At 42.6% G+C, this 25,335-nt stretch carries 27 protein-coding genes; 3 read left to right on the plus strand and 24 right to left on the minus strand.

The genetic code is table 11. The annotated features are described in order from the left end of the window. Nucleotides 1–30 precede the first annotated feature (30 nt). The 24 genes from AB4X21_RS05885 to AB4X21_RS06000 all read right to left on the minus strand — a co-directional run bounded on the left by AB4X21_RS05885 (nt 31) and on the right by AB4X21_RS06000 (nt 22,316). Entirely contained in the window at nt 31–870 is an 840-nt protein-coding gene (locus AB4X21_RS05885; protein ID WP_003001599.1) for a thymidylate synthase, read from the minus strand. 90 nt (nt 871–960) lie between these two features. Further along, nucleotides 961–1,920, minus strand: coding sequence for an ROK family glucokinase (locus AB4X21_RS05890; protein WP_003001791.1), 960 nt, complete (start codon nt 1,918–1,920; stop codon nt 961–963). Between the two features lie 86 nt (nt 1,921–2,006). Then, entirely contained in the window at nt 2,007–2,525 is a 519-nt protein-coding gene (locus AB4X21_RS05895; RefSeq protein ID WP_155214234.1) for a hypothetical protein, read from the minus strand. Nucleotides 2,526–2,534: 9 nt separating this feature from the next. Further along, a complete protein-coding gene (locus AB4X21_RS05900) occupies nt 2,535–4,403 on the minus strand; it encodes an ABC-F family ATP-binding cassette domain-containing protein (RefSeq protein ID WP_369087637.1) in 1,869 nt (622 codons plus the stop codon). After that, nucleotides 4,400–5,611 (minus strand): CCA tRNA nucleotidyltransferase, encoded by a 1,212-nt coding sequence (locus AB4X21_RS05905; protein WP_037615379.1) that lies wholly within the window; start codon nt 5,609–5,611, stop codon nt 4,400–4,402. The genes AB4X21_RS05900 and AB4X21_RS05905 overlap by 4 nt, the downstream gene beginning before the upstream one ends. Further along, nucleotides 5,608–6,375 (minus strand): 4-hydroxy-tetrahydrodipicolinate reductase, encoded by a 768-nt coding sequence (dapB, locus tag AB4X21_RS05910; RefSeq protein WP_369087638.1) that lies wholly within the window; start codon nt 6,373–6,375, stop codon nt 5,608–5,610. The genes AB4X21_RS05905 and dapB overlap by 4 nt, the downstream gene beginning before the upstream one ends. Nucleotides 6,376–6,385: 10 nt before the next feature. Next, complete coding sequence (locus AB4X21_RS05915) at nt 6,386–7,234, minus strand: DegV family protein (RefSeq protein ID WP_155214231.1); 849 nt, start codon at nt 7,232–7,234, stop codon at nt 6,386–6,388. 3 nt (nt 7,235–7,237) lie between these two features. Then, the gene (locus AB4X21_RS05920) at nt 7,238–7,612 is read right to left on the minus strand and encodes a DUF1149 family protein (protein ID WP_003001888.1); all 375 of its coding nucleotides are present in this window, start codon (nt 7,610–7,612) and stop codon (nt 7,238–7,240) included. 228 nt (nt 7,613–7,840) lie between these two features. Beyond that, nucleotides 7,841–8,233, minus strand: a complete 393-nt coding sequence (locus AB4X21_RS05925; protein ID WP_003001759.1) for a hypothetical protein — start codon at nt 8,231–8,233, stop codon at nt 7,841–7,843. A gap of 101 nt (nt 8,234–8,334) precedes the next feature. Beyond that, the gene (locus AB4X21_RS05930; RefSeq protein WP_369087639.1) at nt 8,335–8,769 is read right to left on the minus strand and encodes a hypothetical protein; all 435 of its coding nucleotides are present in this window, start codon (nt 8,767–8,769) and stop codon (nt 8,335–8,337) included. A gap of 127 nt (nt 8,770–8,896) precedes the next feature. After that, the gene (locus AB4X21_RS05935) at nt 8,897–10,864 is read right to left on the minus strand and encodes a fructose-specific PTS transporter subunit EIIC (protein ID WP_369087640.1); all 1,968 of its coding nucleotides are present in this window, start codon (nt 10,862–10,864) and stop codon (nt 8,897–8,899) included. Beyond that, on the minus strand, nt 10,861–11,772 hold the full coding sequence (gene pfkB, locus AB4X21_RS05940; protein ID WP_320910684.1) for a 1-phosphofructokinase: 912 nt from the start codon (nt 11,770–11,772) through the stop codon (nt 10,861–10,863). Before pfkB ends, AB4X21_RS05935 begins: the two co-directional genes overlap by 4 nt. Further along, the gene (locus tag AB4X21_RS05945) at nt 11,769–12,512 is read right to left on the minus strand and encodes a DeoR/GlpR family DNA-binding transcription regulator (protein WP_003001800.1); all 744 of its coding nucleotides are present in this window, start codon (nt 12,510–12,512) and stop codon (nt 11,769–11,771) included. The genes pfkB and AB4X21_RS05945 overlap by 4 nt, the downstream gene beginning before the upstream one ends. A 229-nt stretch (nt 12,513–12,741) precedes the next feature. After that, nucleotides 12,742–15,063, minus strand: coding sequence for a CAP domain-containing protein (locus AB4X21_RS05950; protein ID WP_369087641.1), 2,322 nt, complete (start codon nt 15,061–15,063; stop codon nt 12,742–12,744). Between the two features lie 144 nt (nt 15,064–15,207). After that, nucleotides 15,208–15,918, minus strand: a complete 711-nt coding sequence (trmD, locus tag AB4X21_RS05955; RefSeq protein WP_369087642.1) for a tRNA (guanosine(37)-N1)-methyltransferase TrmD — start codon at nt 15,916–15,918, stop codon at nt 15,208–15,210. After that, entirely contained in the window at nt 15,908–16,426 is a 519-nt protein-coding gene (rimM, locus tag AB4X21_RS05960) for a ribosome maturation factor RimM (protein WP_014713408.1), read from the minus strand. The genes trmD and rimM overlap by 11 nt, the downstream gene beginning before the upstream one ends. 107 nt (nt 16,427–16,533) lie before the next feature. Beyond that, nucleotides 16,534–16,773: an RNA-binding protein KphA gene (gene kphA / locus AB4X21_RS05965; protein ID WP_003001620.1), complete on the minus strand. Its 240-nt coding sequence runs from the start codon at nt 16,771–16,773 to the stop codon at nt 16,534–16,536. Nucleotides 16,774–16,793: 20 nt separating this feature from the next. After that, the gene (rpsP, locus tag AB4X21_RS05970; RefSeq protein WP_003007475.1) at nt 16,794–17,066 is read right to left on the minus strand and encodes a 30S ribosomal protein S16; all 273 of its coding nucleotides are present in this window, start codon (nt 17,064–17,066) and stop codon (nt 16,794–16,796) included. A gap of 123 nt (nt 17,067–17,189) precedes the next feature. Then, nucleotides 17,190–17,879, minus strand: coding sequence for a YjjG family noncanonical pyrimidine nucleotidase (locus tag AB4X21_RS05975; protein ID WP_369087643.1), 690 nt, complete (start codon nt 17,877–17,879; stop codon nt 17,190–17,192). After that, entirely contained in the window at nt 17,879–18,373 is a 495-nt protein-coding gene (locus AB4X21_RS05980; RefSeq protein ID WP_003011011.1) for a YkgJ family cysteine cluster protein, read from the minus strand. The genes AB4X21_RS05975 and AB4X21_RS05980 overlap by 1 nt, the downstream gene beginning before the upstream one ends. 282 nt (nt 18,374–18,655) lie before the next feature. After that, nucleotides 18,656–19,300: a hypothetical protein gene (locus AB4X21_RS05985; RefSeq protein ID WP_320910681.1), complete on the minus strand. Its 645-nt coding sequence runs from the start codon at nt 19,298–19,300 to the stop codon at nt 18,656–18,658. Between the two features lie 20 nt (nt 19,301–19,320). After that, nucleotides 19,321–19,527 (minus strand): DNA-binding protein, encoded by a 207-nt coding sequence (locus AB4X21_RS05990; RefSeq protein WP_320910680.1) that lies wholly within the window; start codon nt 19,525–19,527, stop codon nt 19,321–19,323. Nucleotides 19,528–19,985: 458 nt separating this feature from the next. Beyond that, on the minus strand, nt 19,986–21,812 hold the full coding sequence (gene lepA, locus AB4X21_RS05995) for a translation elongation factor 4 (RefSeq protein WP_369087644.1): 1,827 nt from the start codon (nt 21,810–21,812) through the stop codon (nt 19,986–19,988). 66 nt (nt 21,813–21,878) lie between these two features. Then, nucleotides 21,879–22,316 carry a GNAT family N-acetyltransferase gene (locus AB4X21_RS06000; RefSeq protein ID WP_003011154.1) on the minus strand — a complete coding sequence of 146 codons (438 nt, stop codon included), beginning with the start codon at nt 22,314–22,316 and terminating at the stop codon, nt 21,879–21,881. Nucleotides 22,317–22,511: 195 nt separating this feature from the next. On the opposite strand from AB4X21_RS06000, the gene AB4X21_RS06005 reads away from it, so the two are divergent. From AB4X21_RS06005 to pepT, 3 genes are read left to right on the plus strand one after another with little or no spacing between them, the layout of a single operon-like run. Beyond that, the gene (locus AB4X21_RS06005) at nt 22,512–23,267 is read left to right on the plus strand and encodes an XRE family transcriptional regulator (RefSeq protein ID WP_003010993.1); all 756 of its coding nucleotides are present in this window, start codon (nt 22,512–22,514) and stop codon (nt 23,265–23,267) included. After that, nucleotides 23,264–24,085: a Cof-type HAD-IIB family hydrolase gene (locus AB4X21_RS06010; RefSeq protein ID WP_369087645.1), complete on the plus strand. Its 822-nt coding sequence runs from the start codon at nt 23,264–23,266 to the stop codon at nt 24,083–24,085. Before AB4X21_RS06005 ends, AB4X21_RS06010 begins: the two co-directional genes overlap by 4 nt. Nucleotides 24,086–24,087: 2 nt before the next feature. Continuing rightward, a complete protein-coding gene (gene pepT, locus AB4X21_RS06015) occupies nt 24,088–25,308 on the plus strand; it encodes a peptidase T (protein WP_369087646.1) in 1,221 nt (406 codons plus the stop codon). Nucleotides 25,309–25,335 lie beyond the last annotated feature (27 nt).

The following is a 25,335-nucleotide window of genomic DNA, read 5'->3' on the forward strand; positions in this document are numbered from 1 at the left end:
GATAGAGGTATAAAAAGCATTAATTTATCACTAGATCGCAAGATCGAACTTCAATTGTGGCTTCACTGGATCGTAATCGACCAGTTCAAAATCTTCTGGTTTGATATCAAAGAAACTGGTTCCATCTGCTACATTTAAAACTAAGTGTGGCTGACAATCTGAAGGCTCCCGACGGAGTAACTCTTCAGCCTGTTCAAATTGATTATCATAAATATGAAGGTTATTAATGAAGTAAAAGAACTTTCCGACCTTCCAGCCAAAGTGCTTGGCAATCATCATCTGAAGAGCTACATATTGCATGGCATTGATATGGTGGGCTACCAACATATCATTTGAACGCTGGGTCAGGGTCGCATCTAGATAGATCTCTTCATCAACCCGACGCACGTCAAACATGGTCTGAAAAGCACATGGTAAGAGTCCTTCTGTCTCCTCAAAAGCATCATAATCCCAGAGCGAGATGATGTTGCGGCGATTCCAAGGATTGGCTTCTAATTGTTTGAGGATCTTATTGGTAATGTCATGCTTTTTGACGACAGCTCCGTAGCGTTGTCCAATCGTCCGACTATCCCCTACTTCCCAATCATTCCAGTAGTGGACATTGTACTTGTCTTCTAACAGGTCTAAGCTATTCGACTGATCCTGGTAGATCCAGAGCATCTCTTTGATGGCTGATTTAATCGCGATGGGACGAAGGGTCGTGATAGGAAACTCGCCTTTTGAGAGGTCAAACTCCATAAAGGCTCCTGTGATGTACTTGGAGTTGGCCGTTCTACCATCCTTGTACTTAGGACGCGCCTGCTCTGACCAGACCCCTTCTTCCATGATTTTTCGAATGTTTTCTTTAAAAATTGTATCTGCTTTTGTCATATACTCTCCTTGAATCCAATTTTGTCTTCATTATATCACAGGATACAGAAAAAAAGGAGATCCTAGCACGAGCCAGATCTCCTTTTCATCTTATTGTAATACAAGGGATGCAGCACCGATAACACCGGCGTCATTTCCCAAAGTAGCAAGCGCCAATTGAGTAGATTCACGTACTTGTGGGAATGAGTTTTCTTCAAAGACCTTGCGCACGCCATCCAAGAGGAAGTCTCCAGCCGCAGATACCCCACCACCGATAACGATCTTAGATGGGTTCAAGGTTGAACCAATATTGGCTGCAGCAAGTCCAAGGTAACGTGAGAAGTTCTTGTATACGATCAAAGCAAGAGCATCGCCTTCTTTTGCCAGGTCAAAGACCGTTTTAGCCGTTACTTCTTCTCCGTTGTCGATCAAGACTTTCAATTGAGAGTCCCCTTCGTACTCATCTGCGTAGCGACGAGTTAGGTTAACGATACCAGTTGCAGAGGCAACCGTTTCAAGACAACCTTTTTTACCACAGGTACATTGGATTGGATCATCAAAGTCAACAGTGATGTGACCAAGCTCACCAGCAGCTCCACGTACACCATGCAAGAGACGACCTTCAGCGACGATACCACCGCCGACACCTGTACCAAGTGTCATGAAGACGACATCTGGTTGGTTTTCACCAGCCCCTTTCCAACGTTCACCCAAAGCAGCAACGTTGGCATCATTATCGATAAAGAATGGAATATGAAGGGCACTTTCGATCTTTTCTTTGACTGGTTGAAGAGTCTTCCAGTTCAAGTTGTAGGCACCGATAACTGTACCTTTTTCACGGTCAACGACACCAGGTGAACCCATTCCAATTCCTTGGAACTCAGAAGCATCAAGCCCAAGCATCTTCAAGCGATGCGCGATGGATTCGATCATATCCTCTACGATATGGCTACCTTCATCCAAGATATTTGTTTTAATAGACCATTTTTCTTGAACTTCCCCATCCAAAGTAAGGATGGCAAACTTAATTGAAGTTCCCCCTAGGTCAATCCCAATAATTTTTTTAGACATCTGTAACTCCTTTCAAACTTGTAAACACTTACAGATCTATTATATCAGACTTTTTATCAAACGCAAAGGTTTGCACGTAACTTTTCTTAACTTTTTAACAAGAGACTAAAGGATTGAAATCCTAAAATGAGGAAAATCAAGCCAATAATATTTAATAGAAAGACGCTAATCGAAAGCGGACTAACAATTAAGAATAAACCGATGAAGAGCTGTAGCAAGGCAAAGAAAATATAACGCTTAGACAGTTCTTCAACCTTCCTCGAGTAAAAATTGGCTTTTCGGAAGTTCATAATCGAACGATAGATGAGCCAGATTCCTAAGGTAACGGGAAAGACAATCGGCAAGGTCTTGTAGCCATAGAGCAGTAAGTAGACCGCAAAAACCAAGGCGACCATACTGTGAAAGAGCTGTTGCTGCTGAATGATACCAGCTTGGCGCAATCGGTAATAGCGTGAAAAACGCGAAAGGGATATTAAAAAGAAGCCACAAGAAATCAACCAGCTAAACGAGCCAATGTGCTCAATTGGATTGATAAACAAGACGATACCAATAATGGTAAAGATAGTGGCTGAAATCCCAAGGGATATTCGGTTCAATTGATTCATAGGGCCTCCTTATTCATCTAATTCGCTCAGGTATTCATAGCGATCGTACTTCTCAAGCAATCGCTCATTTTCCTGATCCAGTTCTTTTTGAAGAGCTGACAATTTGCCAAAGTCAGAGCCGTTTTCATTCATCTCCACTTCAATCTCTGCGATCCGATTTTCAATGGCTTCGATATCTGCTTCAATACTCGCCCACTCTTGCTTTTCCATGTAGCTCATGCGCTTCTTCTCTTCTTTTGGCTTGACAGGTTTTTCTTTTTCAACCTTATGACTGGCCGTTACTTGAGCTACTTCAAAGGCTTTTTCATCCAGGTAATCCGTATAATTGCCAAAGAACTCACGAATGCCCCCATTTTCAAAAGCCAGGATCTTGCTTGCGACCTTGTCTAGGAAATAGCGGTCGTGGCTAACGGTAATGACGGGACCTCCAAAGTTTTGAAGGAAGTTTTCCAAAACCGTCAAGGTTGCGATATCCAAGTCATTGGTTGGCTCATCGAGGAGAAGAACATTGGGTTTTTCAATCAAGAGTTTTAAGAGAAAGAGGCGCTTCTTCTCCCCACCGGAGAGTTTTTCGATCAAGGTTCCGTGCATGGAACGTGGGAAGAGAAATTGCTCTAAGAGATCCGCAATTGATGTCGTTCCAACGGTCGTCTTCACTTCCTCAGCAACTTCCTGGAGAAAATTAATCACGCGCTTGCTCTCATCCAAACCATCAATCTGTTGAGAGAAATAAGCCACCCGCACAGTTTCACCGATAATGACTTGCCCAGACTGTGGCTGTAGTCGCTCTGCGATCAAATTGAGTAGGGTGGACTTGCCGACGCCATTATCTCCAACGATCCCAATGCGATCCTTATTCTGCACCAAGAGGTTAAAATCCTGTAAAATCGGCTTGTTTTCAAAAGCAAAACTCACATCTTTAAACTCGATGACTTTCTTTCCGATCCGGCTGGTCTCAAAGTTCATCTCCAAATCCGTCTGGTTGCTTTGACCAGACAAGTCTTGTTTGAGATCATGGAATCGATTGATCCGCGCCTGTTGCTTGGTCGCACGCGCCTGGGGTTGACGCCGCATCCAGGTCAACTCCTGCTTATAGAGTTGCTGCTTCTTATGAAGAAGGGCTGCATCACGCACGTCTTGCTCAGCCTTTAAGCGGACATAATCCTGGTAGTTGCCCTGATACTCGATCAAGCTAGCTCGATCCAACTCAAAGATCCGTGTCGAGATATTATCCAAGAAATAGCGATCGTGGGTAATGAAAAGCACCGTTTTCTTAGAGTTCTTTAAGAAATTGGTCAACCATTCGATGGTATCAATGTCTAGGTGGTTGGTCGGCTCATCTAGTAAGAGCAGATCGTGGTGAGATAGCAAAACCTGGGCCAGTTGCACTCGACGACGCAAGCCCCCAGATAGATCCCCAACTTTTGCGTTCAAATCTTCAATTCCAAGTTTAGAAAGGACTGTCTTGACCTGACTCTCGATTTCCCAAGCATTAAGCGAATCCATCTCTGCCATGACCTTTTCAAGACGGGCTTGGTTCTCTTCTCGGTATTCCGCCATCAAGTATTCATAATCGCGAATGAGCCGCATTTCACGCAAATCACTAGATAGCACCGTATCCAGAACCGTCTTTTGATCATCAAAGTCTGGTTCCTGCGTCAAGTAGCCAATCGTATAATCACTCTTGGCAGAAAAAGGACTCACATCTCCATCAAAGCCAGAGCGACCTGACAATACATCTAACAGAGTGGTTTTTCCAGTCCCATTGACCCCGATCAATCCGATCCGATCCAAGTCGTGAATGATAAAGGAAATCTCACGAAAGACAGTCTTATCTCCGACAGATTTGGTTAATTTATCGACAATAAAATCGCTCATTTTTCCTCCTCTTTTACTTGCTGGATATAGGCAATGATGGCTTCTTTTTCATTGGCCAGTTCCCCATCGACGATGGCATATTCTATTTTTGTCAACATCTCTCCTAAGGCTGGACCTGGTTGAAAACCATATTCTTTGATCAGGATACCGCCATTGACCACCACTTCATGCTTATCATGAATGGTCAAGCTATCATAAACGCGCTCGATGGCCAAATAATCCACACTCAAGGCATACGCTTCACGAAGCTCTTCAGCCACTAGCAACAAACGCTTCTCATACTTGTAGCAAGCACGCGTGTCTAGACTTCCATTTTCTCGGAGCTTTAGAATCTCCACGATCTGCTCCACCGTCTTGGCAAAGTCTCTAGAAGTCTTCCATTTCTTAAAGAATTTTGGAATATCTTGAATCTCTAGTGCTAAGACCAAAGCAGCCCAGGCTTGCTCAGAAGTTGAAAAGGTATACTCCAACTCTATGTCAAACAAACGCTCGATCGCTTCTTTACGATCCTTCATCTCTGGCAGATAGTGATAGGCTCCACTTGCCAGCATAGCCTCCAAGCCCTGTCTCCAGAATGGAGAAAGCAAGAGTTTATCAAATTCGATGAAGGTGCGCTCTACTGAAATCTTCTCAAGTAAGGGAGCACACTCCTTCATAGCGTCAAAGGTTGCCTCTTCTAATTCAAAGCCAAGACTGGCTTGAAAACGAAATCCTCGCATGATCCGGAGTGCATCTTCGTTAAACCGTTCATGAGGAAGCCCAACGGCCCGAAGGACCTTGTTTTCCAAATCTTCTAGTCCATGAAAGAGGTCAACAATTTCTCCTTTTTCATTTAAGGCAAAGGCATTAACCGTAAAATCACGACGCTTGAGGTCTTCTTCTAGCGAGCGTACAAAAGACACGGAGCTTGGACGGCGATAATCGACATAGACATCCTCTGTCCGGAAGGTCGTAATTTCATATTCTTGACCATTTTCAAGGACCAAGACGGTCCCGTGTTCGATACCGACATCTACTGTCCGATCAAAAATCGCCTTGGTCTCTTCTGGGTATGAGGAGGATGCGATATCGACATCGTGAATCGGACGATCCAAGAGGGCATCACGGACAGATCCCCCTACAAAATAGGCCTCAAAACCAGCTGCTTTAATCTTCTCTAATATTGGTAAAGCCTCCTGAAACTCAGAAGGCATCTTTTCTAATCTCATAGTAAGTGTTCCAAACCATAGACAAGCTCATGACGCTTGACAACTTCTTTAATCCCTAGATTTACTCCTGTCATGAAGGAAACACGATCATAGGAATCATGACGGAGAGTCAACCCTTCGCCTTGGCTGCCAAAAATCACCTCTTGGTGAGCGACTAGGCCAGGTAATCGAACCGAATGGATGCGCATCCCTTCAAACTCTGCCCCTCTTGCACCAGGCATCAACTCTTCTTCATCTGCTGCACCTTGCTGGATCTTCTCGCGCTTCTCAGAGATCAACTCAGCGGTCTTAATTGCTGTTCCACTCGGTGCATCTTTTTTCTTATCGTGGTGCAATTCGATAATTTCCACATTCGGGAAATACTTGGTCGCTTGCGCCGCAAATTGCATCAAAAGCACGGCTCCGATGGCAAAGTTCGGCGCGATCAAGCCACCCAAGCCCTTTTCACGTGAAAGTTCTGTCAATTCTTGGATCTGCTCAGGAGTGAATCCAGTCGTTCCCACAACAGGCGCAAAGCCATTTTCAATTGCAAAGCGAGTATTCTCGTAAGCGACCTTGGGCATAGTAAAGTCGACCCAAACATCTACCTCTAGACCCACAACATCTTCTTTGTGGTTAAAGACAGGGACTCCTGCAACTTCTGTCTCATCAGTAAATGGATCGATCAAGCCGGCTAATTCTAGCTCAGGATCTTCAGAAACCATCTTATAGGCTGCTTGTCCCATTCTTCCCTTGAAACCTGCGATAATGACTTTAATGGACATAGAATTCTCCTTAAACGATAGGGATATACCCAACTGCTAAGCTATGGTCACCTAAGTGCGTCCCGATAACCCCTCCAAAGGTAGCAAAAGGAATATCTCCTTCTACTCCTTCTTCGATGAGCAGTTGGCGAAGTGCTTCTGCTTTTTCAGGGACATTGGCATGGATGACAAAGACTTGGTAATGACCATCTGCGATATCTGATACAACAATCTCTACCAAGCGTTTCATGGCTTTCTTTTCCGTCCGGACTTTCTCAAAGACCTCAATCACGCCTTCATCATTAAAATGAAGAATAGGCTTGATGCTCAAGAGGTTCCCAAGAATAGCAGCCCCATTAGACAGACGGCCACCTTTAACCAAGTGGTTCAAATCATCCACCATGATATAGGCAGAGGTTCCATCAATCTGGTGTTGGACATTGGCAACAATTTCATCAAAGGAACGGCCTTCACCAGCCCATTTCAAGCAGTCTTCTGTCATCATTCCTAGAGGAGCACTGGTGATTTTTGAATCCGGAAATTCGACGGTCAAGCCTTCAAATTCGTCCTTCAAATATTGGATATTTTGGTAGAAACCAGAAATACCTGATGACAAGAAAAGACCGATAGCATGCGTATAGCCCTTAGCTGTCAAACCAGATAAGACTTCTTCTAACTCTGCCACACTCGGCTGGCTAGTCTTTGGCAATTCCTTAGACGCAGCCATCTTTTGGTAGAACTCATCGTGTGTCAGGTTCTTCCCTTCAACATAAGACTCCCCATCGATATAGATCGGGATCTCTAAAATAAATAAGTCGTCGTGATGGAGCACGTCTTGCGGTAAATAGGCAGACGAATCCGTGATCACTGCTAATTTCATTGATTAAAACTCCAAATTAATACCCGGTAAATCGAGGGCAATTTCTGTGACTTCATAAGTCAAACGGTTGAGCATATTCAAGCAAGGGCGAGCCAATTCTTCCACTTCGTCTTTGCTGAATTCGCTTGGTTCATTGACATAACGACCAAACAAGTGGTTGATTTGAGTGATGGTTCCGCTGATCACAAAACCGTCAAAAACGATCATGTAGCTCAAGATGACAATCAAAGAAGTCGTGTTTTGTTCTTGATCACGATTGATCAATTGAAAGTTTACATCTACTTTTGTTTCAGGGATGCCATTTTCTTTTTCCCACTCAAAATTACGAGCGTCATAGTGGTATTGGCTGACAAATTCTTTTTCACGTTGAATATCCATTTTTATTCTCCTAAAAATATGCGATAGGCTTATTATATCATAATTCAGCTCAAGATACCAACGCCGAATGAGGTGATTTTTTCGCTAGTACAATAAGAAAAGGTTGGGTGACCGACCTGATGATCCAGCAAAAACATGCTTTGTTTGATATGGAACTTGTAGTAAATTTGCATAGAAATAATTGAAGTTTTATAACTTGCTCTTAGTCAAAAAGTTAGCCCTCTAATCTTATACCATTGCTGATCCCCATGCTTTCCATATCAATTTTTCCATTTTTATCTCAATTATAACATTCCAATCTGACGTCTTTAAATGATTAAATCCACCAAAAATACTCACAACTTTTCCTGCCCCTTGGGGTGTACCATTCCCTATGTCTTCCCAACGAGTCTGGTCCCAATCAATCTGAACAGATTCGATCTTTGGGTTTTGAGATTTTACAAACTCTTTTATTTCATTATCATGTTCCTTTAAATAAACCAGTTGCTTCTCTTTAGTACTTAGTTGCTTACTCTGTTGAGGAGCATTTGAAAAGATATTTTGTTTTTGAAGAGACAAAATTGTTGCTCCCACTAGTACAAAAGTGAGGAACGCCAAAATGACTAGTTTTCTTTTTCTCATTATCTAGCCTCCTTGATAAAGAAAAGTTCATCAAATCATAACCAAATCAATATAGATCAGCAATCGATTCACTAGTTGGTGTTTTGTAGGTTTTTAAATTATTATTCGTCAAAATATTCTCCTCCTACACGAAGCGGACCACCACTTCCTATTCCTTCAATAAAATCTTCTTCATTATTTTTTATATCTTTAATGTAAATCAAAACGCTCCAACTTGAATTTTTTATTTGATTAAAACCACCAAATACTCGGATTACGTCACCTCCCCCCTTCGGTGTACCATTTCCTATTTCTTCCCATTGAGTTTCATCCCAAGCAATCTGAACTGATTTAACTTTAGGATTTTGAGATTTTACAAACTCTTTTATTTCATTATCATGTTCCTTTAAGTAAGCCAATTGCTTCTCTTTCGCGCTGAGTTGCTTTCTCTGTTGAGGAGCATTGGAAAATATATTTTGTTGTTGACTAGTGATGATCACGCCCCCTGCAATTACTGCAGTGGTGGCTAAAAGAATTGCCAGTTTACCTTTTTTCATGCTTCATCCTCCTTGATAAGGAAAAGTTATAATAATTGTATCGAAATCTATAGAGATAAGCAACTTCATCACTAGTTGGTGTTTTTGCGCAAAAAAAGGTTGGGCAGTCCCAACCTTTTAGTCATGTTTAGTTTTTAGGTTTGCGAAGCAATCCGAACAAGATACCACTTACGACTGCACCGATCAATACGAACAAGATGTAAAGAAGTGGGTTTGAAGTAAGGGCGATAACGAAGATTCCTCCGTGAGGAGCCATGAGTTTCAAGCCTGCAAGACCAACAAGAGCACCTGTCAATGCTGAACCTGCAATGAAGCTAGGGATGGCACGGGCTGGGTCAGCTGCACCGAATGGAATGGCACCTTCTGTGATGAAGGAAAGACCCATAACGATGTTTGTCAAACCTGAATCGCGTTCTTCTTGTGTGAATTTATCTTTAAACAATACAGTTGCTACGAATACTGCCAATGGAGGAACCATACCAGCTGCCATAACAGCTGCCATAACAATAGAACCACCTGAAGCAACAGATTCAGCAAGTGTACCTGTAGCGAAGACATAAGCGGCTTTGTTAACTGGTCCACCCATATCGACGGCCATCATACCGCCGACGAGAAGTCCAAGAAGGACAGCTGAGCTACCTGACAAGCTTGAAAGGAAGTTGTTAAGACCAGTATTGATAGCAGCCATTGGAATATTGATGAGGAACATCAAGAATCCTGTCAAACCAACACCAAGCAATGGCAAGAGAAGGATTGAACGGATACCATCAAGAGAACGTGGAAGACCTGCAAGAGCTTTACGAAGAACTAGAATCACTCCACCTGCTAGGAAACCACCAACTAAGGCTCCAAGGAAACCAGATGATACGGCTGCTGGTAATTCACCTTTAGCAGCGCCGTAGGCGATATTTCCAAATGCTGACCCTGAGCTAGCAATAGATCCAGCGATAAACCCTGCTACAAAACCAGGTTTTTCAGCGATTGAGAATCCAATGTAACCTGCAAGTACAGGAAGCATGAAGCCAAAGGCTACTCCACCAATTGTTTTAAATTGTGCTGCTAATACATGATAAGAACCAAGACTAGACAATTGATCTTGAGGCACACCAAGAACTTGGTCAATCAAGAAGGCAAGGGCGATCAAGATACCACCACCGATAACGAATGGAAGCATTTGAGAAACCCCACTCATCAAGTGTTTGTAGAAGGCTCCACCTAAGCTCAATTTTTCTTGGCTAGCGCTAGCTTGTGCAGCATTTTCAGCGTGGAAGACATCTGCTTTTCCATCCAAGATGGTTTGGATCAATTCCTCTGTCTGACGGATACCAGCTGCGACTGGTTTAGAGATCAATTTTTTGCCATCGAAACGAGCGGTTTCAACTGCTTTATCAGCTGCAATGATGACCCCTTCAGCTTTGGCGATTTCTTCAGCTGTCAAACGGTTGCCGACACCAGATGCACCGTTGGTTTCAACGCGGACTGTAACACCCATTTCTTCCCCTTTTTTGATGAGGGCTTCTTCTGCCATGTAAGTGTGGGCGATCCCTGTTGTACATGCTGTAACAGCAACGATGAGAGGTTTGTCAGATGAAGCTGCTTCTTTGACCGCTTCTGCTTTTTTCGCTTCTTCAGCTGCAGCTTCTTGCTCTTCTGCATCAAAGGCTGCGATCACTTGATCAGGAGTGCTGGCTTGGCGAAGTTTGTCCGCAAATCCTGGTTTCATCAAGTACTTAGACAATTCAGCAAGGGTCGCCAAGTGAGTGTCGTTTGCTCCTTCTGGAGTCGCGATCATGAAGAACAAGTCTGTTGGTTGGCCATCAAGTGATGCATAGTCCACACCCTTGTTTGATTTTGCAAACAAGACTGTTGCTTCTTTGACTGCTTCATTTTTGCTGTGGGGCATGGCAATTCCGTCACCCAAACCAGTTGAAGTTTGTGCTTCACGGTTCATGATTCCAGCCTTGAAGGTATCAAAATCTGTCACCACACCATTGTCAACGAGCGATTGAACCATCTCATTGATCACGCCCTCTTTATCTGTTGCTTGAAGATCAAACAACATCACGTTTTTATTTAAAACGTCTTGAATTTTCATAATTTTTCTACCTCTACTTTTTCATAAGTTTCTTTTATATAGTCAGCTGTCGCTAAATCATCTGAGAAGGTGGTCGCTGTTCCACAAGCCACGCCCCATTTGAAGGCTTCGATGACATCTCCTGTTGTTGCGAGCTTCCCAGTGAAGCCAGCTACCATGGAATCTCCAGCCCCGACAGAGTTCTTCACTTGACCCTTGATTGGTTTTGCGAAGTAAGTCCCGCTTGGACTGACTAGGAGAGCACCATCACCCGCCATAGAAATAATGACGTTTTGTGCTCCTTTGGCCAAAATTTCTTTGGCATAGCGTTCAATTTCTGGCAATTCCGTCAAGGTAACGCCAAAAATATCTCCCAACTCATGGTTGTTTGGTTTGACCAATTGGGGATTGAACTCCAAGGAACCAATCAAGGTTTGCCCTTCAAAATCACAAACCACTTGTGCACCTGTCGCACGAGTAGCTGCGATCAATTGTTTGTATACGGCATTCCCAAGTGAAGATGGGGCAGACCCTGCAAAGACTACTACATCATCTGCTGTTAAGCTCGATAAGATATTGAGCAATTCTTGCAACTGAGTATCTGTTACTTCTGGGCCATTCCCATTGATCTCTGTTTCCTCATCAGCTTTGATCTTGACATTGATCCGTGTATCTTGGTCCACTGTCACAAAGTTGGTTGAAATGGCTTCGCTAATCAGTACGTCTTCAATGAAGCGTCCTGTGAAACCACCGATAAATCCAGTCGCTGTGTTCTCGATATCGAGACGCTTCAAAACACGACTGACATTGATTCCCTTACCACCGGCGAATTTATCTTCTGAAGCCATCCGATTGACCGCTCCGGTCTCTACATGATCGAGACGGACAATATAGTCAATTGCTGGATTCAGTGTAACTGTATAAATCAAACCTCTATAACCTCCGTTTTTTCTTTTAAAACCTTTAATCGTTGCGGTTCACATTGATTGGTGATAATCATGGCTCGCTTGATAGGAGCCACTTTGACAAAGGATGTCACCCCAATTTTCGAATCATCCGCTAGGATATAGGTCTTTTTCGCATTTTCGATAATCGCACGCTTAACAGATCCTTCTTCCAGGTCTGGAGTGCTGTAAAATTCATCATCGATTCCATTCATTCCAAGAAAGGCCTTGTCAAAATTCAACTGACCGATCTGATTGAGCGCGATTCCTCCGATACTAGCATCTGTAGAAGATTTTACCTTCCCACCGATGATGACTGTTGGAACATTTCGCTCGACCAACTTGGTCGCATGGTGAATCGAGTTGGTCACCACGGTTACCGTTGGATTGACAATTTCTTGTACCAAAAGTTCATTGGTCGTCCCGGCATCGATAAAGATCACGTCATGATCTTTGATCAATTCCGCCGCTTTTACCGCGATTTTTGACTTAACTTGAATGTTTTTGATAGATTTTTCTTTATTGCTTTCTTCCTCTTGAAGAAAATGCAGGCTTTCCGCACCGCCGTGAACCCGGCGAAGTTTACTTTCAGCTTCTAATTCATCCAAGTCACGTCGAACCGTTGATTCAGACGTCCCCAGCTCTTGTACAAGGGTTTCTAAGGAAACAAACTTTTCCTTCAATACCTTCTCGAGGATGAATTGTTTTCGTTCAGACTTAAGCATTTCTCCTCCTTTTGCAATCGATTACAAGGACTATTATACTCCATCTCCAAAAAATGTCAACACTTTTTATCATTTTCTATCATTTTCTTTCAAAAATTCTAAAATTGTACAAAAAAAGAGCAGGAAAGAACTCATTTTGTTAAGCGAGTTCTTTTCCCACCCTCATATATCTTCTTTGAAGAGTTTAAGCAATAAAATGTCTAAGCATCCACTCTATCTTCGGTATGTCTTAATCATTTTTTGATGATTGTTTCTTTTTCTTGAAACCAAACAATCCAGCAAGTAGCCCGACGGCAACACCTGTTGTTGCTACTGCATATTTGGAGGAATCAGATCCAGCCACAGCTTGGCTGTTTTCTTTTTTCGGTTTGATTTCTTCTACTTTAGCTTCTTGTTTTGGAGCTGGACTAGCTGTTGGTGCTTGCACTTGTGGACTATTGGTAGTTGTTGGAAGAACAGTTGGTCTATCCGAGAAAGTTGTTTGATTGCTTGAGCGGATATCCATCGGCATATCTGCTGCTTCTAAAATAGCTGGATCCATCCGCGACGCTAGATCTTCATATTGGGAATTCAACAGTTCCACAACACTTTGATAAGATTGCAGGGTTGTGAATTCTGCTTCCAATTTTTCTTTTTTATTTTCCAAATTAGCCACCGCAGCAGATAAAACTGATTGGGCTTTGACCAATAATTCTGGAGCGTTTTTAAAGTCAGAAAGACGTTTTTCAGCAGCAACCAGGCGCTCTTGCGCCGCCTTCAAGCCCTCATGCGCTTCTTGAACGACTTGGGCTTTTTCTGCTTCTTCTGCTTTTAATAGATCTAATTTCTCACGCGCAGCTGCTAACAAATCTTTCGCTTTTTGAAGGGTCGCTTCTTTTGGTTGGATGGTCGCTTCAATCCGACCTCGAGATACATCAAGAGTCGCCTTCGCCTTTTCAACCGCATGGTCCTTGCTAACAAGAAGAATCTTGTAATTTTGGATGGTCTTTTGGACATTGGCCATCTCCGCTTCCATCTTCGAATTTGCATGGTGGGCATCTTCTAGTTTGCCTTGCAAGATAATGATTTGAGACTCTTGATTGGCCTTGTCTAACTTGAGATTAGCTACTTCATCAGATTTTGCTTTCACATCTGATCTTGTCGTCGTTGCCCCAGCTCCCTGACGCAATTGGTAAGCGAGTGCACTGGTTGACACTGCTGAATTGACCGGGCTGTGTAAGAAAGCTGCTTCTGACATGGCATTGCTTGGGTCATAAGCGACTGATAAAGCTGTCGCTTTGTTGTCTACCATTTGGAGGTAGTGACCAACCTTAGCAAAGGCCTCAGCCCCAATTTTCATATAAATGTCATTGGCATCGATTTGTGTTTCGTCTGTTGGTAGACCATATTGAGCCGCTACTTCCTGATAAGCCGCTTTTTCATTGTACCAAAAGTCAACCGCACCAGCAGGTGAGAAGCCATAAGCGATGTTTTCATTTGGCAAATACTTAAACATATGCCAATTGGCTTTTTTGAAGTATTCCAACTGTACTTGACTGGCTGGAAGGGAATAGGGATCCAGTTCCAATTCAGGCAAGCCGGCATTGCGACGATAGCTATTGATGGCATCCGCAATTTCAAGAGCTCGGAGGTTAGCTTGCAAGGATCCAGACTCTCCAACTGTTAAGCCGTCTTCTTCCCGACCACGCTTGTAGAGGGCTAAAGCACTCGCTGCAGCTTCATTGCCATTGTCAGCTAAGTGTTGCAAATAACCTTCATAAGTCGCTTGACTCAACTGAACTGGGCTATTGGCCGCAGCTTGTTCTAAGGCTGCCAATTCTGCTTCCTTGGTTGCGATGACCGCTTTCAAATCTGTCAGACGCGTTTGAGCCAGTTGAATATCGCTCTCAATTTGAGCCACTGTATCTGAGCCAGTTTGCTGACTCGCTTGCAAGGTCGCGAGGTAATTCTGAGATTCTCGGATACTTTGCTCGACTTGACTTTGCTCCAACAAAGCTTGGTTGAGCACATTCTCATCATTTGAAATCGGTGCTTTGGCTTGGTTCAATTCATTTTGTGCTACATCGACCAAAGATTCTTGAGCTGTGACTTGATTTTCCTGTTGACGAACAGCCTCTATAACTTGGTCATGTGCAGCTTCTGCTTCTCGAACCTTATTTTCTTCGATAGTCACATAGGCTTGAGCCACCTTGACGTCATTTTCTGCATTTTGAACTTGGGCATCTGAAGTCGTTGCAATGAGGTTTTCCGCATCCGTCACTTCTGCTTTCTTTTCTTCCAGTTCTTGTCCAGCAGCCTTGACTTCCGTTTGAGCATCGATCACTTTTTGCTCTTGGTAGTGGACATCTTTCACCACTTGGCCTTTTTGAGCTGTAATTTGCTTCAACTCATCAACCGTAATTGGTTTTTCGACTACTTCCGTACTATTGGTTTCTGCATTTTCATTTTGCTTCACCTCTTCCGCACTAGCCTTGTGATTAAACATACCAGATAGGACCGTTGTTGCGGCAATCCCAGTCGTGAAAACCGATTTTCCTAATTTCTTTCCCATTAAACTCACCCCCAAAACTGAATCATTTTCTTGAAGTTTCTCTACCCCTTAGCATACCACATTTTGTTACCAATAACTAGTAGGTTTAAAAAGTTTTTTTCATAAATTTTTGAGGCAAAAGAAAAACAGCTGACGCTGTTAGTCTTATTGTTTAATTTGTTCCAACATCTTCTCTTCTTCTGCTGTCAACTCATAGTTTTCTAGCAAGTCCGGACGACGTTCTAAGGTCTTTTTCAAACTCTGATAGAGGCGCCACTGACGAATATTTTCATGGTGGCCACTCATGAGGATATCTGGAACTGTCATTCCTCTGTATTCATAAGGCCGTGTGTATTGAGGATATTCTAGAAGACCTGATGAGAAACTGTCGTCTTGATGACTGGACTCTTTCCCGATCACTTCTGGAATCAAGCGTACCGTCGCATCAATCATGGTCATGGCCGCTAGCTCGCCACCTGTTAGTACATAATCTCCAAGAGAAATCTCATCCGTCACCAAGGTCTTGATCCGCTCGTCGTAGCCCTCATAGTGGCCACAGATAAAGATCAATTCCTCTTCCTGAGCCAACTCTTCTGCGTAGGCTTGGTCAAAGGTCCGACCAGCAGGATCTAGCAGGATCACGCGAGGATTCTTTTTCTCAATCGCATCAAAGGCATCAAAAATCGGTTGAGCGCGTAGAAGCATTCCTTGCCCGCCACCATAGGGTTCATCATCCACATGGCGCGCCTTCTCCGCGTTTTCACGGAAATTATGGTAGTTGATCTCGAGAAGTCCCTTTTCACGCGCCTTTCCGACGATAGAATGCTCAAGAGGAGAAAACATCTCTGGAAAGAGGGTTAAAATATCAATCTTCATCGTCTAACCCTTCTAAGATGTCTACATCCACCCGGTTTCCTGGGATATCAATATTCAAGACTACTGGTGGGATATAAGGCAAGAGAAGATCTCGTTTTCCTTTACGTTTCACGACCCAGACGTCATTGGCACCTGGTTGCAGGATTTCCTTGATCTGACCGATTAGTTGGTCATTTTCATAAACATCAAGGCCGATGATCTCATGGTAATAGAATTCGCCATCCTCCAAATCTGTCAAGTCTTCTTCCGCAACCTTGAGGCTAAAGCCTTTGAATTTTTCGATGGCATTGATATGGTACATATCCTTAAACTTGATGATGTCAAAGTTCTTGTGTTTGCGATGACTGGCAATGGTCACCGTTTGGACAAAACGATCCTTCTCATCAAAGAGAGCCAACTCAGCTCCTTTTTTAAAACGCTCTTCCGCAAAGTCTGTCACAGACAAGACCCGCATTTCTCCTTGTAAGCCTTGGGTATTGACAATTTTCCCAACATTAAAGTAATTCATGATTTCTCCAGTGTAGTTTATTCACTCTATTTTATCACGTTCAGCAACAATTCTCAACGGTGCTCCCTGAGTGCTCCAATAAAAAAACGGGACCAAGTCCCGTCTTTTTATTTTTCGTCAATAACGATTCTTACTTTTTTATCTTCAGTTGGGACAGAGTAGACAATCGTTCTTATCGCAGAAATGGTGCGACCTTTTCGACCGATTACACGACCAACATCGCTAGGATCAAGGTCAAGATGGTACTCCAAGAATTCAGGAGTATCTTCGATCTTGATGGTTAAGGCATCCGGTTGTGAAATCAAGGGTTTCACAATTGCAATAATGAGATTTTCAATCGTATCCATACATCAACCTACTTAAAAAATTATTTTGAGAATTTAGAATCGTGGAATTTCTTCATCACACCAGCTTTTGAAAGGATGTTGCGAACTGTATCTGAAGGTTGAGCTCCATCAGCCAACCATGCAAGAACGCGGTCTTCTTTCAAAGTTACTTGGTTTTCTTCAACAAGTGGATTGTAAGTTCCAACTGTTTCGATGAAACGTCCATCACGTGGTGAACGTGAATCTGCTACGTTAATACGGTAGTAAGGTTTTTTCTTAGAACCCATACGAGTCAAACGAATTTTAACTGCCATTTTTATAAGTCTCTTTTCTATATTTTAATTTTCGGTGAAATAGACAAGCTATTTAGCACATGATCTATTGTAACACATTTTATAGAGTTGTCAAGAAAAAAACTTGACAGTATTTAAAATTTTTTATTTTATCAGTAAATCGGCGATTTCTTGATAGTTGCTAACGGTATAAGACGGCACTACCTGGCTGGTATTTTCCTTATGATTTGGGTTATACCAGACGGTATCGATCCCCGCAGCATGGCCTCCTGCGATATCCGCCGTCAAGGAATCACCGATCATGAGGGTCTCTTCCTTGCTGAAACCTGGAATCAGTTGGCCGACCTTGTCAAAAAATGCAGGTTCTGGTTTCTGAGTATGAAGCTGCTCAGAGATAAAGACCTCTTTGAAATAAGGTGCGATTGTAGAATGAACTAAGCGTCCTTCTTGAATGGCAGTCACTCCGTTCGTTGCACCATAGAGCTGGTAACCTGCTTTTTCAAGTCGAGCCAGTAAGTCCTCCGCACCGGGGAAAGACTGCCCCTGAAGACTAATGTAATCTTGGTAGCGAAGAGCTATCTCAGCCCCATCAACCGTAATCCCAAAGTGGGCAAACCCAATCGCAAACCGACTATCCACGAGCTCTTGCTTGGTTAATTTCTTTTGCTCCAAATCCTTCCAGAGCCCTTGGTTCATGGGTTTGTAGTAATCCTTAAAGGCCTGTACATCTGGAAAATTCATGTCTTCTAACATCTGCGTCAAGGCTGTCTCTTCAGCAGATTCAAAGTCCAACAAGGTATGGTCCAAATCAAAAAGTAAAAATGTATATGCCATTACAAACGATCCTTCAATTTTTCTACAAATAAATAAGCCGCTGGGCAAGTGAGGGTATTCTTGATGGTCAGATGGTTGATCTGGTAGATCTTCTTGCGATCTGTATGAGGAAATTCCCGACAGGCTTTCGGACGAACATCGTAGATGGAACAGAGATTGTCTCCACCAAGAAAGGGGCAAGGCATGGATTTAAAAACCTTGTCCCCATCTTCGTCAACTTGAAGAAATTCTGCCTCAAAAGCAGGAAGCTTCATCTTGAAATATTTGGCGATGCGCGTGATATCGGTTTCCTTAAAATCTGGACCTAAGGTTTTGCAGCAATTGGCACAAGCCGTACAATCGATTTCTTGGAAAACTTCATCGTGGATTTCTTGCGCTATTTTATCTAAATTCTTAGGTGGCTTCTTCTTGAGATTCGCCAATACCTTGCGGTGCTCCTTTTGCTTTTGGAGAGCTAACTGATGGTATTTTTCAATATCAATTTCCTGTGTCATCCTCTATTTCCTCTTCTAAACAATAGAAAGATTATACCACAAAGACTGTAAAAAAGGGAGTGGGACAGAACTCCGACTAATAAGGAGAGTTCGTTTTCCCACCCCCGCACAGTTGATTAGGCTATCTTTGGAGCTAAAAAAGCGAACAAAGACTTGGGAAACTTGCTTCGCAAGTCCTATCCACCACCTCAAAGCAGTGCTCTGAGCAATCAACCACTGCGTCATACTGTTATTCTTATCAAACATCGAAGACTGGATAGTTTAAGCCAAGCTTCCTCTTCATCAATCCTTTACAGCACCTGTTCCATCTAGACTCCAAGTGTTTTCGACATAAGGAGTAAATTGAGTTATTGTTTTCTCAAATCCTTCAACAACAATCAAATAAACCTTATCATCTTTTTGGAATACCCACCCAGCAGCCTGCAGGCCTGTCTTGAGAAATATATGTATTTTAAGCGATTCATTTCCTCCAACAGTCGTCGTAGATTTTGTCATTTTCTCAACAATTTTATAATCATTCCACCTGGTCTCAAATCTTTTAGCTATTAGCTCTGCATTAAATTCCACTCCTTCGGCAACATGTGCTTTTTCTCTAGTGGCAGCATTTAAAACAATAATATTGAAGGCGTTTTTATCTGTGTACTGAATGTTATCCCCAACTTGGATATTGTCATTCTTTTTCCAGTCACTTGGAATATTAACATACCCATAATCTGCCGAACCAATTCGTTTCGTTTTCACATTCCCCTTATCACTATCTGATATTTGTTTCTTTACATTGCTACTTGATGTTGTTGTCTCTTTCACCACATTCGTGGAACTAGATGCTGCCGATGTTTTACTAGACTCTTTCTTTGGACTGGTACAAGCAGAAAGACTAACAACAGACAAAAACGTAACAGACGCGAGTAGAAACTTATTTTTCATATTCTCTCCTCAATGATGTATTATCTTTCCTCTAGTCTACCATTATTTTTCTTATCTAACTCTTCAGCAAAGTTAAACAATTTTTCGGCTGTAAGTAGGGCCATTTTATCAATACTGGTTTTTCCTTTTCTAATATCTGCCACTGTAGACCAAGGAACGCCTGCGCCTTTAGCTATTGCGCTTGTGCTTATCTCGCTGTTTAATAACTTTTCTATTTGTTCTCTCATTTAATCCCTCTCTTTGCTTCCGTCTATCTTTTAAAATGAACAGAAATATAAAAAATACTATTGTAAAAATTGGTAAATATTTCATTTCTTTGATCGATATGATATAATCATGGTAGGTCTAAGGGGCTTTCGCCCCAACCTACCAGAGCCTTACTTGAACCGCTTTGCTTTGCGTGGCTTGCGTTCTTTTGGCTCTTTTTTTATTGCCACGATAACACTTGCAATTCCTGTTAATAGGGTTCCAGTTACTACCATAAGTTCGGCAATCTCTGATATTTTCCTACCTTCCTCCTTTCAGATTATATTATATCACGGTATGCCGTGGATGTCAACCCTTTTTATGAAAGTGGGTATTTTAAAATAAGATAAGTGTCACATCTGATCCAACCTTTCTCATTCAGTCTATTTCTTTTGAACATAAAATAAAACAAAAGTGCCCTTTTGAGGCACCTTAAATGTTATTCTTCATCCATTGATAATACAGACAAGAAGGCTTCCTGTGGAACTTCAACAGATCCAATAGCCTTCATCCGTTTCTTACCAGCTTTTTGTTTTTCAAGTAGCTTGCGTTTCCGTGAGACGTCCCCACCATAACACTTGGCCAAGACGTTCTTCCGAAGGGCCTTGATATCTGTACGGGCCACAATCTTATGACCGATGGCAGCTTGGATAGGCACTTCAAACTGTTGACGAGGGATAATCTTCTTAAGTTTCTCAACGATTAATTTACCACGTTCATAAGCAAAGTCCTTGTGAACGATAAAGCTGAGAGCATCGACAGTATCCCCGTTGAGAAGGATATCCATTTTAACCAGTTTAGAAGGTCGGTATTCAGACAACTCATAGTCAAAGCTTGCATAGCCACGAGTCGAAGATTTCAATTTATCAAAGAAATCGAAGACAATTTCCGCCAGTGGGATTTGATAGATGACATTGACACGATTCTCATCGATGTAGTCCATGGTCACAAAGTCCCCACGTTTGCGTTGAGCCAATTCCATGACAGCTCCGACAAACTCTTGCGGCACCATGATTTGCGCTTTGACATAAGGTTCTTCGATTGAAGCAATCTTGGTTGGATCTGGGAACTCAGATGGGTTGGACACATCTAGCACTTCTCCGTCTGTCAAATTGACCTTATAGATTACAGACGGCGCTGTCATGATCAAATCAATATTGAACTCGCGCTCCAAGCGTTCTTGGATAACATCCATGTGCAGAAGCCCCAAGAAACCACAACGGAAACCAAACCCAAGGGCTTGTGAAGTCTCTGGTTCAAACTGAAGACTGGCGTCATTCAATTGCAACTTCTCCAAAGCTTCCCGAAGATCGTTGTATTTGTTGGATTCGATTGGATAAAGACCTGCAAAGACCATTGGGTTCATCTGCTTGTATCCATGAAGAGGCTCAGCTGCTGGATTGGTCGCTAAGGTCACAGTGTCCCCGACACGAGTATCTGCAACCGTCTTGATAGAGGCTGCGATATAGCCAACATCTCCGGTCGCAAGGAAATCACGACCAACCGCTTTAGGAGTGAAGATCCCCACCTCTGTGACATCAAAGGTCTTACCATTACTCATCAACTGGATGGTATCGCCTGGCTTCACCATACCATTGACCACCCGAACTTGGAGAATGACTCCACGATATGGGTCGTATACCGAGTCAAAAATCAAAGCTTGCAAAGGAGCTGCAACATCTCCTGTAGGAGCAGGGACTTTCTCAACAATCTGCTCCAAAATCTCTTCAATCCCGATACCAGCTTTGGCAGAGGCTAGGACAGCTTCACTAGCATCCAAGCCGATGACATCTTCTACTTCTGTGCGCACACGTTCTGGATCTGCAGCTGGCAAGTCGATTTTATTGATAACTGGAAGGATTTCCAAATCATTGTCCAGCGCTAAGTAAACATTGGCTAGGGTCTGGGCTTCAATCCCTTGAGCGGCATCCACTACGAGAATGGCACCTTCACAGGCAGCAAGCGACCGCGAAACCTCATAGGTAAAGTCCACGTGTCCTGGTGTGTCAATCAAGTGGAAGATATAGGTTTCCCCATCTTTAGCCGTGTAGTTCAACTCGATGGCATTCAGCTTAATGGTAATCCCACGTTCCCGTTCCAGGTCCATACTATCTAGGAGTTGGGCTTGCATCTCCCGACTAGACACTGTTTCGGTTTTTTCTAAGATTCGATCGGCCAAGGTTGACTTTCCATGGTCAATATGGGCGATGATCGAGAAGTTCCGAATCTTCTCTTGTCGTTTTTTTAATTCTTCAAAATTTGGCATAATCATCTTCCTAGTAAAATTAATCGTACTCTTCATTATAACAAAAAAGATAGGCCTTTGCCTATCTTAATTCATTATTTTCAAAAATCGCTTCTGCGTTTTATTACCCTCATAGCCAATGCGTTCGTAAAAGAGATGAGCTTCTTTTCTATGAGAGGCAGAATTTAAACGGATAAAAGCAGAATGCTTACTTTTGGCAAGATCTTCTACTCGCTCCATCAATTGGCGACCGATCCCACGTCCTTGAGCAGATGGAAAAACCGCAAGGCCCAAAATATTTAAACCAGCATCACTATAGAGGCTTTCATAGACTTCCGCTTCCACATAACCAAGAATATTTCCTGTTTGGTCCTCTTCATAAACAAAGCAAAAATGATCCGAATCTGGCGAATTAAATTTATCAATCTGAGCTGCCACTTTTTCAAGGGTCGAATCATACCCCAATGCTTGGTGACATAAATCTCTAATTTGACCTGCATCTTTGACTTGAACGCTACGAATCATAGCTTCACCTCCATGAACTCTTTGGTATTATCTTAGACCTTTATCCTCAAAAAGTAAAGGAAGACCTGATAAAATTTAAAAAGATAATCCGATTTAGATCAAATTCGTCTTTTTTCACATTTTTCAGGGATTTCTATTTACTTTTTCGATTTAATTCATTATAATAGTAAGGGTAAATACAAGGAGGTGAGTACGTTGGCCAGAGGTCGTGGAAAAGCAAGTCCTCAAGACAAAGAGGCATTACGGATTATATCGGAAAAGATTAGAGAATTACTGAAAGAACAGGGAAAAAAGCAGATCGAATTATCTCGTATTACTGGAATCCCTGCTAGTACCCTGACTGGATATGTAAAAGGAACTTCTCTTCCTGTTCCCGAAAATTTAGAGAAGATTGCAGCCTTTTTCCAGGTAGCAGTTGCTGAAATTGATCCTCGATTACGCAATGATTTTGTGGTCATTGATTCAGAGATTGAACGATTGTATAAACAGCTCGATGAAGGAAATCAAGAAAATCTTCTTTCTTATGGAAAAAGTCTCTTAACCCATCAGAAAGAAAAACAGAAGATTGAAAAGCAATACCACTCATATTCTGTCTATGATTCTTTTGCAGCTTACCAAAATCAAAAGCAAGCTGATATCGTTTGGTTTGATCAAAAGATTCCTTACGATTTGGCTTTTTGGATTCATACGGATTCCCTCGAGCCTAAATACGAAAAAGGGGCCGTTGTGTTAATCAAGCAAACCTATTACGATCAGGCAGGAGCTATTTATGCCATTGATTTTGATGGGCAAACTTTGATCAAGCGTGTCTTTCGTGAGGCCAACGGTATTCGACTGGTTTCCCTCAATAAGAAATATAGTGATCAGATCATTCCACTGGATGAGGAACCTGGAGTGATTGGTAAGGTTATAGATGGCTTTGTTCCTCTCAATTTGGAGGAGATCAAATGATTCAATTAATCGCGATTGACTTAGATGGTACCCTTTTGCATGAGGATAAGACTCTATCTAAAGGCAATATTGAAGCTCTCCACCGGGCCCATGAAGCCGGTTATGATATTGTGATCTGTACTGGGCGCCCCTTAGCGGGGGTCCGTCCTATCTTTGAAGAGATTGGACTCCCTGATGGCAACTACTATATGATTATCAATAACGGGTGTACAACCTTGTCTACTAAGAATTGGGAAATCATTGGTAAGGAAGAATTGAGCCTTGAGGACATGCACCGCTTGCATGTTTTGACGGAAGATACAGACGTCCAGCTAACCTTATTTGACATAGATCACTACCTAGTGGTCGCACCTGAAGCCAGTGAACTTGTCACGATGGATGCGGGTATTGTTAATAGTAAACCGACACCAGTCTCAGAAGAGGATTTGCCCAACTTTGTTCCTATTTTTCAAGCTATGTACGTAGGAGATCCTTCTGCTATTGATGCCTTCCAAGCTCAGCACGAGGCTGCATTAGAGGCCGATTTTAACACTGTACGTTCACAGGATATCTTGTTTGAGATTCTGCCAAAAGGTGCCAGCAAGGCTTCTGCTCTTCAAGCATTAAGCCAAACATTAGGCTACAGGAGAGACCAGGTCATGGCTCTTGGAGATGCCAATAATGACCTTGAAATGCTACGTTTTGCTGGTTACAGCGTCGCTATGGGAAATGGCAATGCTGCTGTCAAGGAAATCGCAGACTTCATCACTCTGACCAATGATGAGGATGGCGTGGCCCATGCTATTCACAAATTAATTGAGACTGAAAAAGGAGAATAATCATGAAATACCAAAATTTGTTGGACCGTTTTATTACCTATGTAAAGGTTAACACACGTTCAGATGAAAATTCTACAACCACTCCAAGTACCCAATCACAAGTTGATTTTGCAACAAACATCTTGATCCCTGAGATGAAACGCGTGGGTCTTCAAAACGTCTACTATTTACCAAACGGCTATGCTATTGGAACACTTCCAGCTAATGATCCAAGCTTTACACGCAAGATTGGATTTATCTCTCACATGGATACCGCTGACTTCAATGCCGAAAATGTTAATCCTCAAATCGTTGAGAATTATGATGGGGGTGTCATTGTCCTCGGTGACTCTGGTTTCACACTCGATCCAGCTGATTTTGCTCATTTGAACAACTACAAGGGACAAACCTTGATCACAACTGACGGTACTACTCTTCTGGGTGCAGACGATAAGTCAGGTATCGCTGAAATCATGACAGCTATTGAATACCTGACAGCTCATCCTGAAATCAAACACGGAGAAATCCGTGTCGGCTTTGGTCCCGATGAAGAAATCGGAGTTGGGGCAGATCAATTTGATGCAGAGGATTTTGACGTAGACTTTGCCTATACTGTCGATGGGGGTCCTCTTGGAGAGCTTCAATACGAAACCTTCTCAGCAGCTGGGGCTGAAATTACCTTCAAAGGACGCAATGTCCACCCAGGTACAGCCAAAGGTCAAATGATCAACGCTCTTCAATTGGCCATTGATTTCCATAACAAACTCCCTGAAGGAGCACGTCCAGAATTAACCGAAGGCTATGAAGGCTTCTACCACTTGATGAACATCGATGGAACTGTCGAGGAAGCATGTGCCAGCTACATCATTCGGGACTTTGAAACTGAAAGTTTTGAAAAACGCAAAGACCTCATGAAATCTATTGCTGATCAGATGAATGCGGAGCTCGGTAGCGAACGCGTTCTCCTCACCCTCAAAGATCAGTACTACAACATGAAGCAAGTGATTGAAAAAGATATGACGCCGATTACCCTTGCTAAGGGAGTCATGGAAGATCTTGGTATCACTCCAATCATTGAACCGATCCGCGGTGGTACAGATGGATCTAAAATTTCCTTTATGGGAATTCCAACACCAAATATTTTTGCCGGTGGAGAAAACATGCATGGTCGCTTTGAATACGTAAGTCTCCAAACCATGGAACGCGCAGTTGATACCATTATCGGTATTGTGACCAAAAAATAAGAAACAAAAAAAGGATTCGGATAGGTT

Source organism: Streptococcus sp. CP1998 (assembly GCF_041026655.1).
In the GTDB taxonomy this organism is placed as follows: domain Bacteria; phylum Bacillota; class Bacilli; order Lactobacillales; family Streptococcaceae; genus Streptococcus; species Streptococcus dentalis.

What these genes read in the sequence shown, in the direction of transcription:
- AB4X21_RS05885 (WP_003001599.1), bottom strand. Translation starts at nt 870, where the DNA reads ATGACAAAAGCAGATACAATTTTTAAAGAAAACATTCGAAAAATCATG.
- AB4X21_RS05890 (WP_003001791.1), bottom strand. Translation starts at nt 1,920, where the DNA reads ATGTCTAAAAAAATTATTGGGATTGACCTAGGGGGAACTTCAATTAAG.
- AB4X21_RS05895 (WP_155214234.1), bottom strand. Translation starts at nt 2,525, where the DNA reads ATGAATCAATTGAACCGAATATCCCTTGGGATTTCAGCCACTATCTTT.
- AB4X21_RS05900 (WP_369087637.1), bottom strand. Translation starts at nt 4,403, where the DNA reads ATGAGCGATTTTATTGTCGATAAATTAACCAAATCTGTCGGAGATAAG.
- AB4X21_RS05905 (WP_037615379.1), bottom strand. Translation starts at nt 5,611, where the DNA reads ATGAGATTAGAAAAGATGCCTTCTGAGTTTCAGGAGGCTTTACCAATA.
- dapB (WP_369087638.1), bottom strand. Translation starts at nt 6,375, where the DNA reads ATGTCCATTAAAGTCATTATCGCAGGTTTCAAGGGAAGAATGGGACAA.
- AB4X21_RS05915 (WP_155214231.1), bottom strand. Translation starts at nt 7,234, where the DNA reads ATGAAATTAGCAGTGATCACGGATTCGTCTGCCTATTTACCGCAAGAC.
- AB4X21_RS05920 (WP_003001888.1), bottom strand. Translation starts at nt 7,612, where the DNA reads ATGGATATTCAACGTGAAAAAGAATTTGTCAGCCAATACCACTATGAC.
- AB4X21_RS05925 (WP_003001759.1), bottom strand. Translation starts at nt 8,233, where the DNA reads ATGAGAAAAAGAAAACTAGTCATTTTGGCGTTCCTCACTTTTGTACTA.
- AB4X21_RS05930 (WP_369087639.1), bottom strand. Translation starts at nt 8,769, where the DNA reads ATGAAAAAAGGTAAACTGGCAATTCTTTTAGCCACCACTGCAGTAATT.
- AB4X21_RS05935 (WP_369087640.1), bottom strand. Translation starts at nt 10,864, where the DNA reads ATGAAAATTCAAGACGTTTTAAATAAAAACGTGATGTTGTTTGATCTT.
- AB4X21_RS05945 (WP_003001800.1), bottom strand. Translation starts at nt 12,512, where the DNA reads ATGCTTAAGTCTGAACGAAAACAATTCATCCTCGAGAAGGTATTGAAG.
- AB4X21_RS05950 (WP_369087641.1), bottom strand. Translation starts at nt 15,063, where the DNA reads ATGGGAAAGAAATTAGGAAAATCGGTTTTCACGACTGGGATTGCCGCA.
- trmD (WP_369087642.1), bottom strand. Translation starts at nt 15,918, where the DNA reads ATGAAGATTGATATTTTAACCCTCTTTCCAGAGATGTTTTCTCCTCTT.
- rimM (WP_014713408.1), bottom strand. Translation starts at nt 16,426, where the DNA reads ATGAATTACTTTAATGTTGGGAAAATTGTCAATACCCAAGGCTTACAA.
- kphA (WP_003001620.1), bottom strand. Translation starts at nt 16,773, where the DNA reads ATGGATACGATTGAAAATCTCATTATTGCAATTGTGAAACCCTTGATT.
- rpsP (WP_003007475.1), bottom strand. Translation starts at nt 17,066, where the DNA reads ATGGCAGTTAAAATTCGTTTGACTCGTATGGGTTCTAAGAAAAAACCT.
- AB4X21_RS05975 (WP_369087643.1), bottom strand. Translation starts at nt 17,879, where the DNA reads ATGGCATATACATTTTTACTTTTTGATTTGGACCATACCTTGTTGGAC.
- AB4X21_RS05980 (WP_003011011.1), bottom strand. Translation starts at nt 18,373, where the DNA reads ATGACACAGGAAATTGATATTGAAAAATACCATCAGTTAGCTCTCCAA.
- AB4X21_RS05985 (WP_320910681.1), bottom strand. Translation starts at nt 19,300, where the DNA reads ATGAAAAATAAGTTTCTACTCGCGTCTGTTACGTTTTTGTCTGTTGTT.
- AB4X21_RS05990 (WP_320910680.1), bottom strand. Translation starts at nt 19,527, where the DNA reads ATGAGAGAACAAATAGAAAAGTTATTAAACAGCGAGATAAGCACAAGC.
- lepA (WP_369087644.1), bottom strand. Translation starts at nt 21,812, where the DNA reads ATGCCAAATTTTGAAGAATTAAAAAAACGACAAGAGAAGATTCGGAAC.
- AB4X21_RS06000 (WP_003011154.1), bottom strand. Translation starts at nt 22,316, where the DNA reads ATGATTCGTAGCGTTCAAGTCAAAGATGCAGGTCAAATTAGAGATTTA.
- AB4X21_RS06010 (WP_369087645.1), top strand. Translation starts at nt 23,264, where the DNA reads ATGATTCAATTAATCGCGATTGACTTAGATGGTACCCTTTTGCATGAG.
- pepT (WP_369087646.1), top strand. Translation starts at nt 24,088, where the DNA reads ATGAAATACCAAAATTTGTTGGACCGTTTTATTACCTATGTAAAGGTT.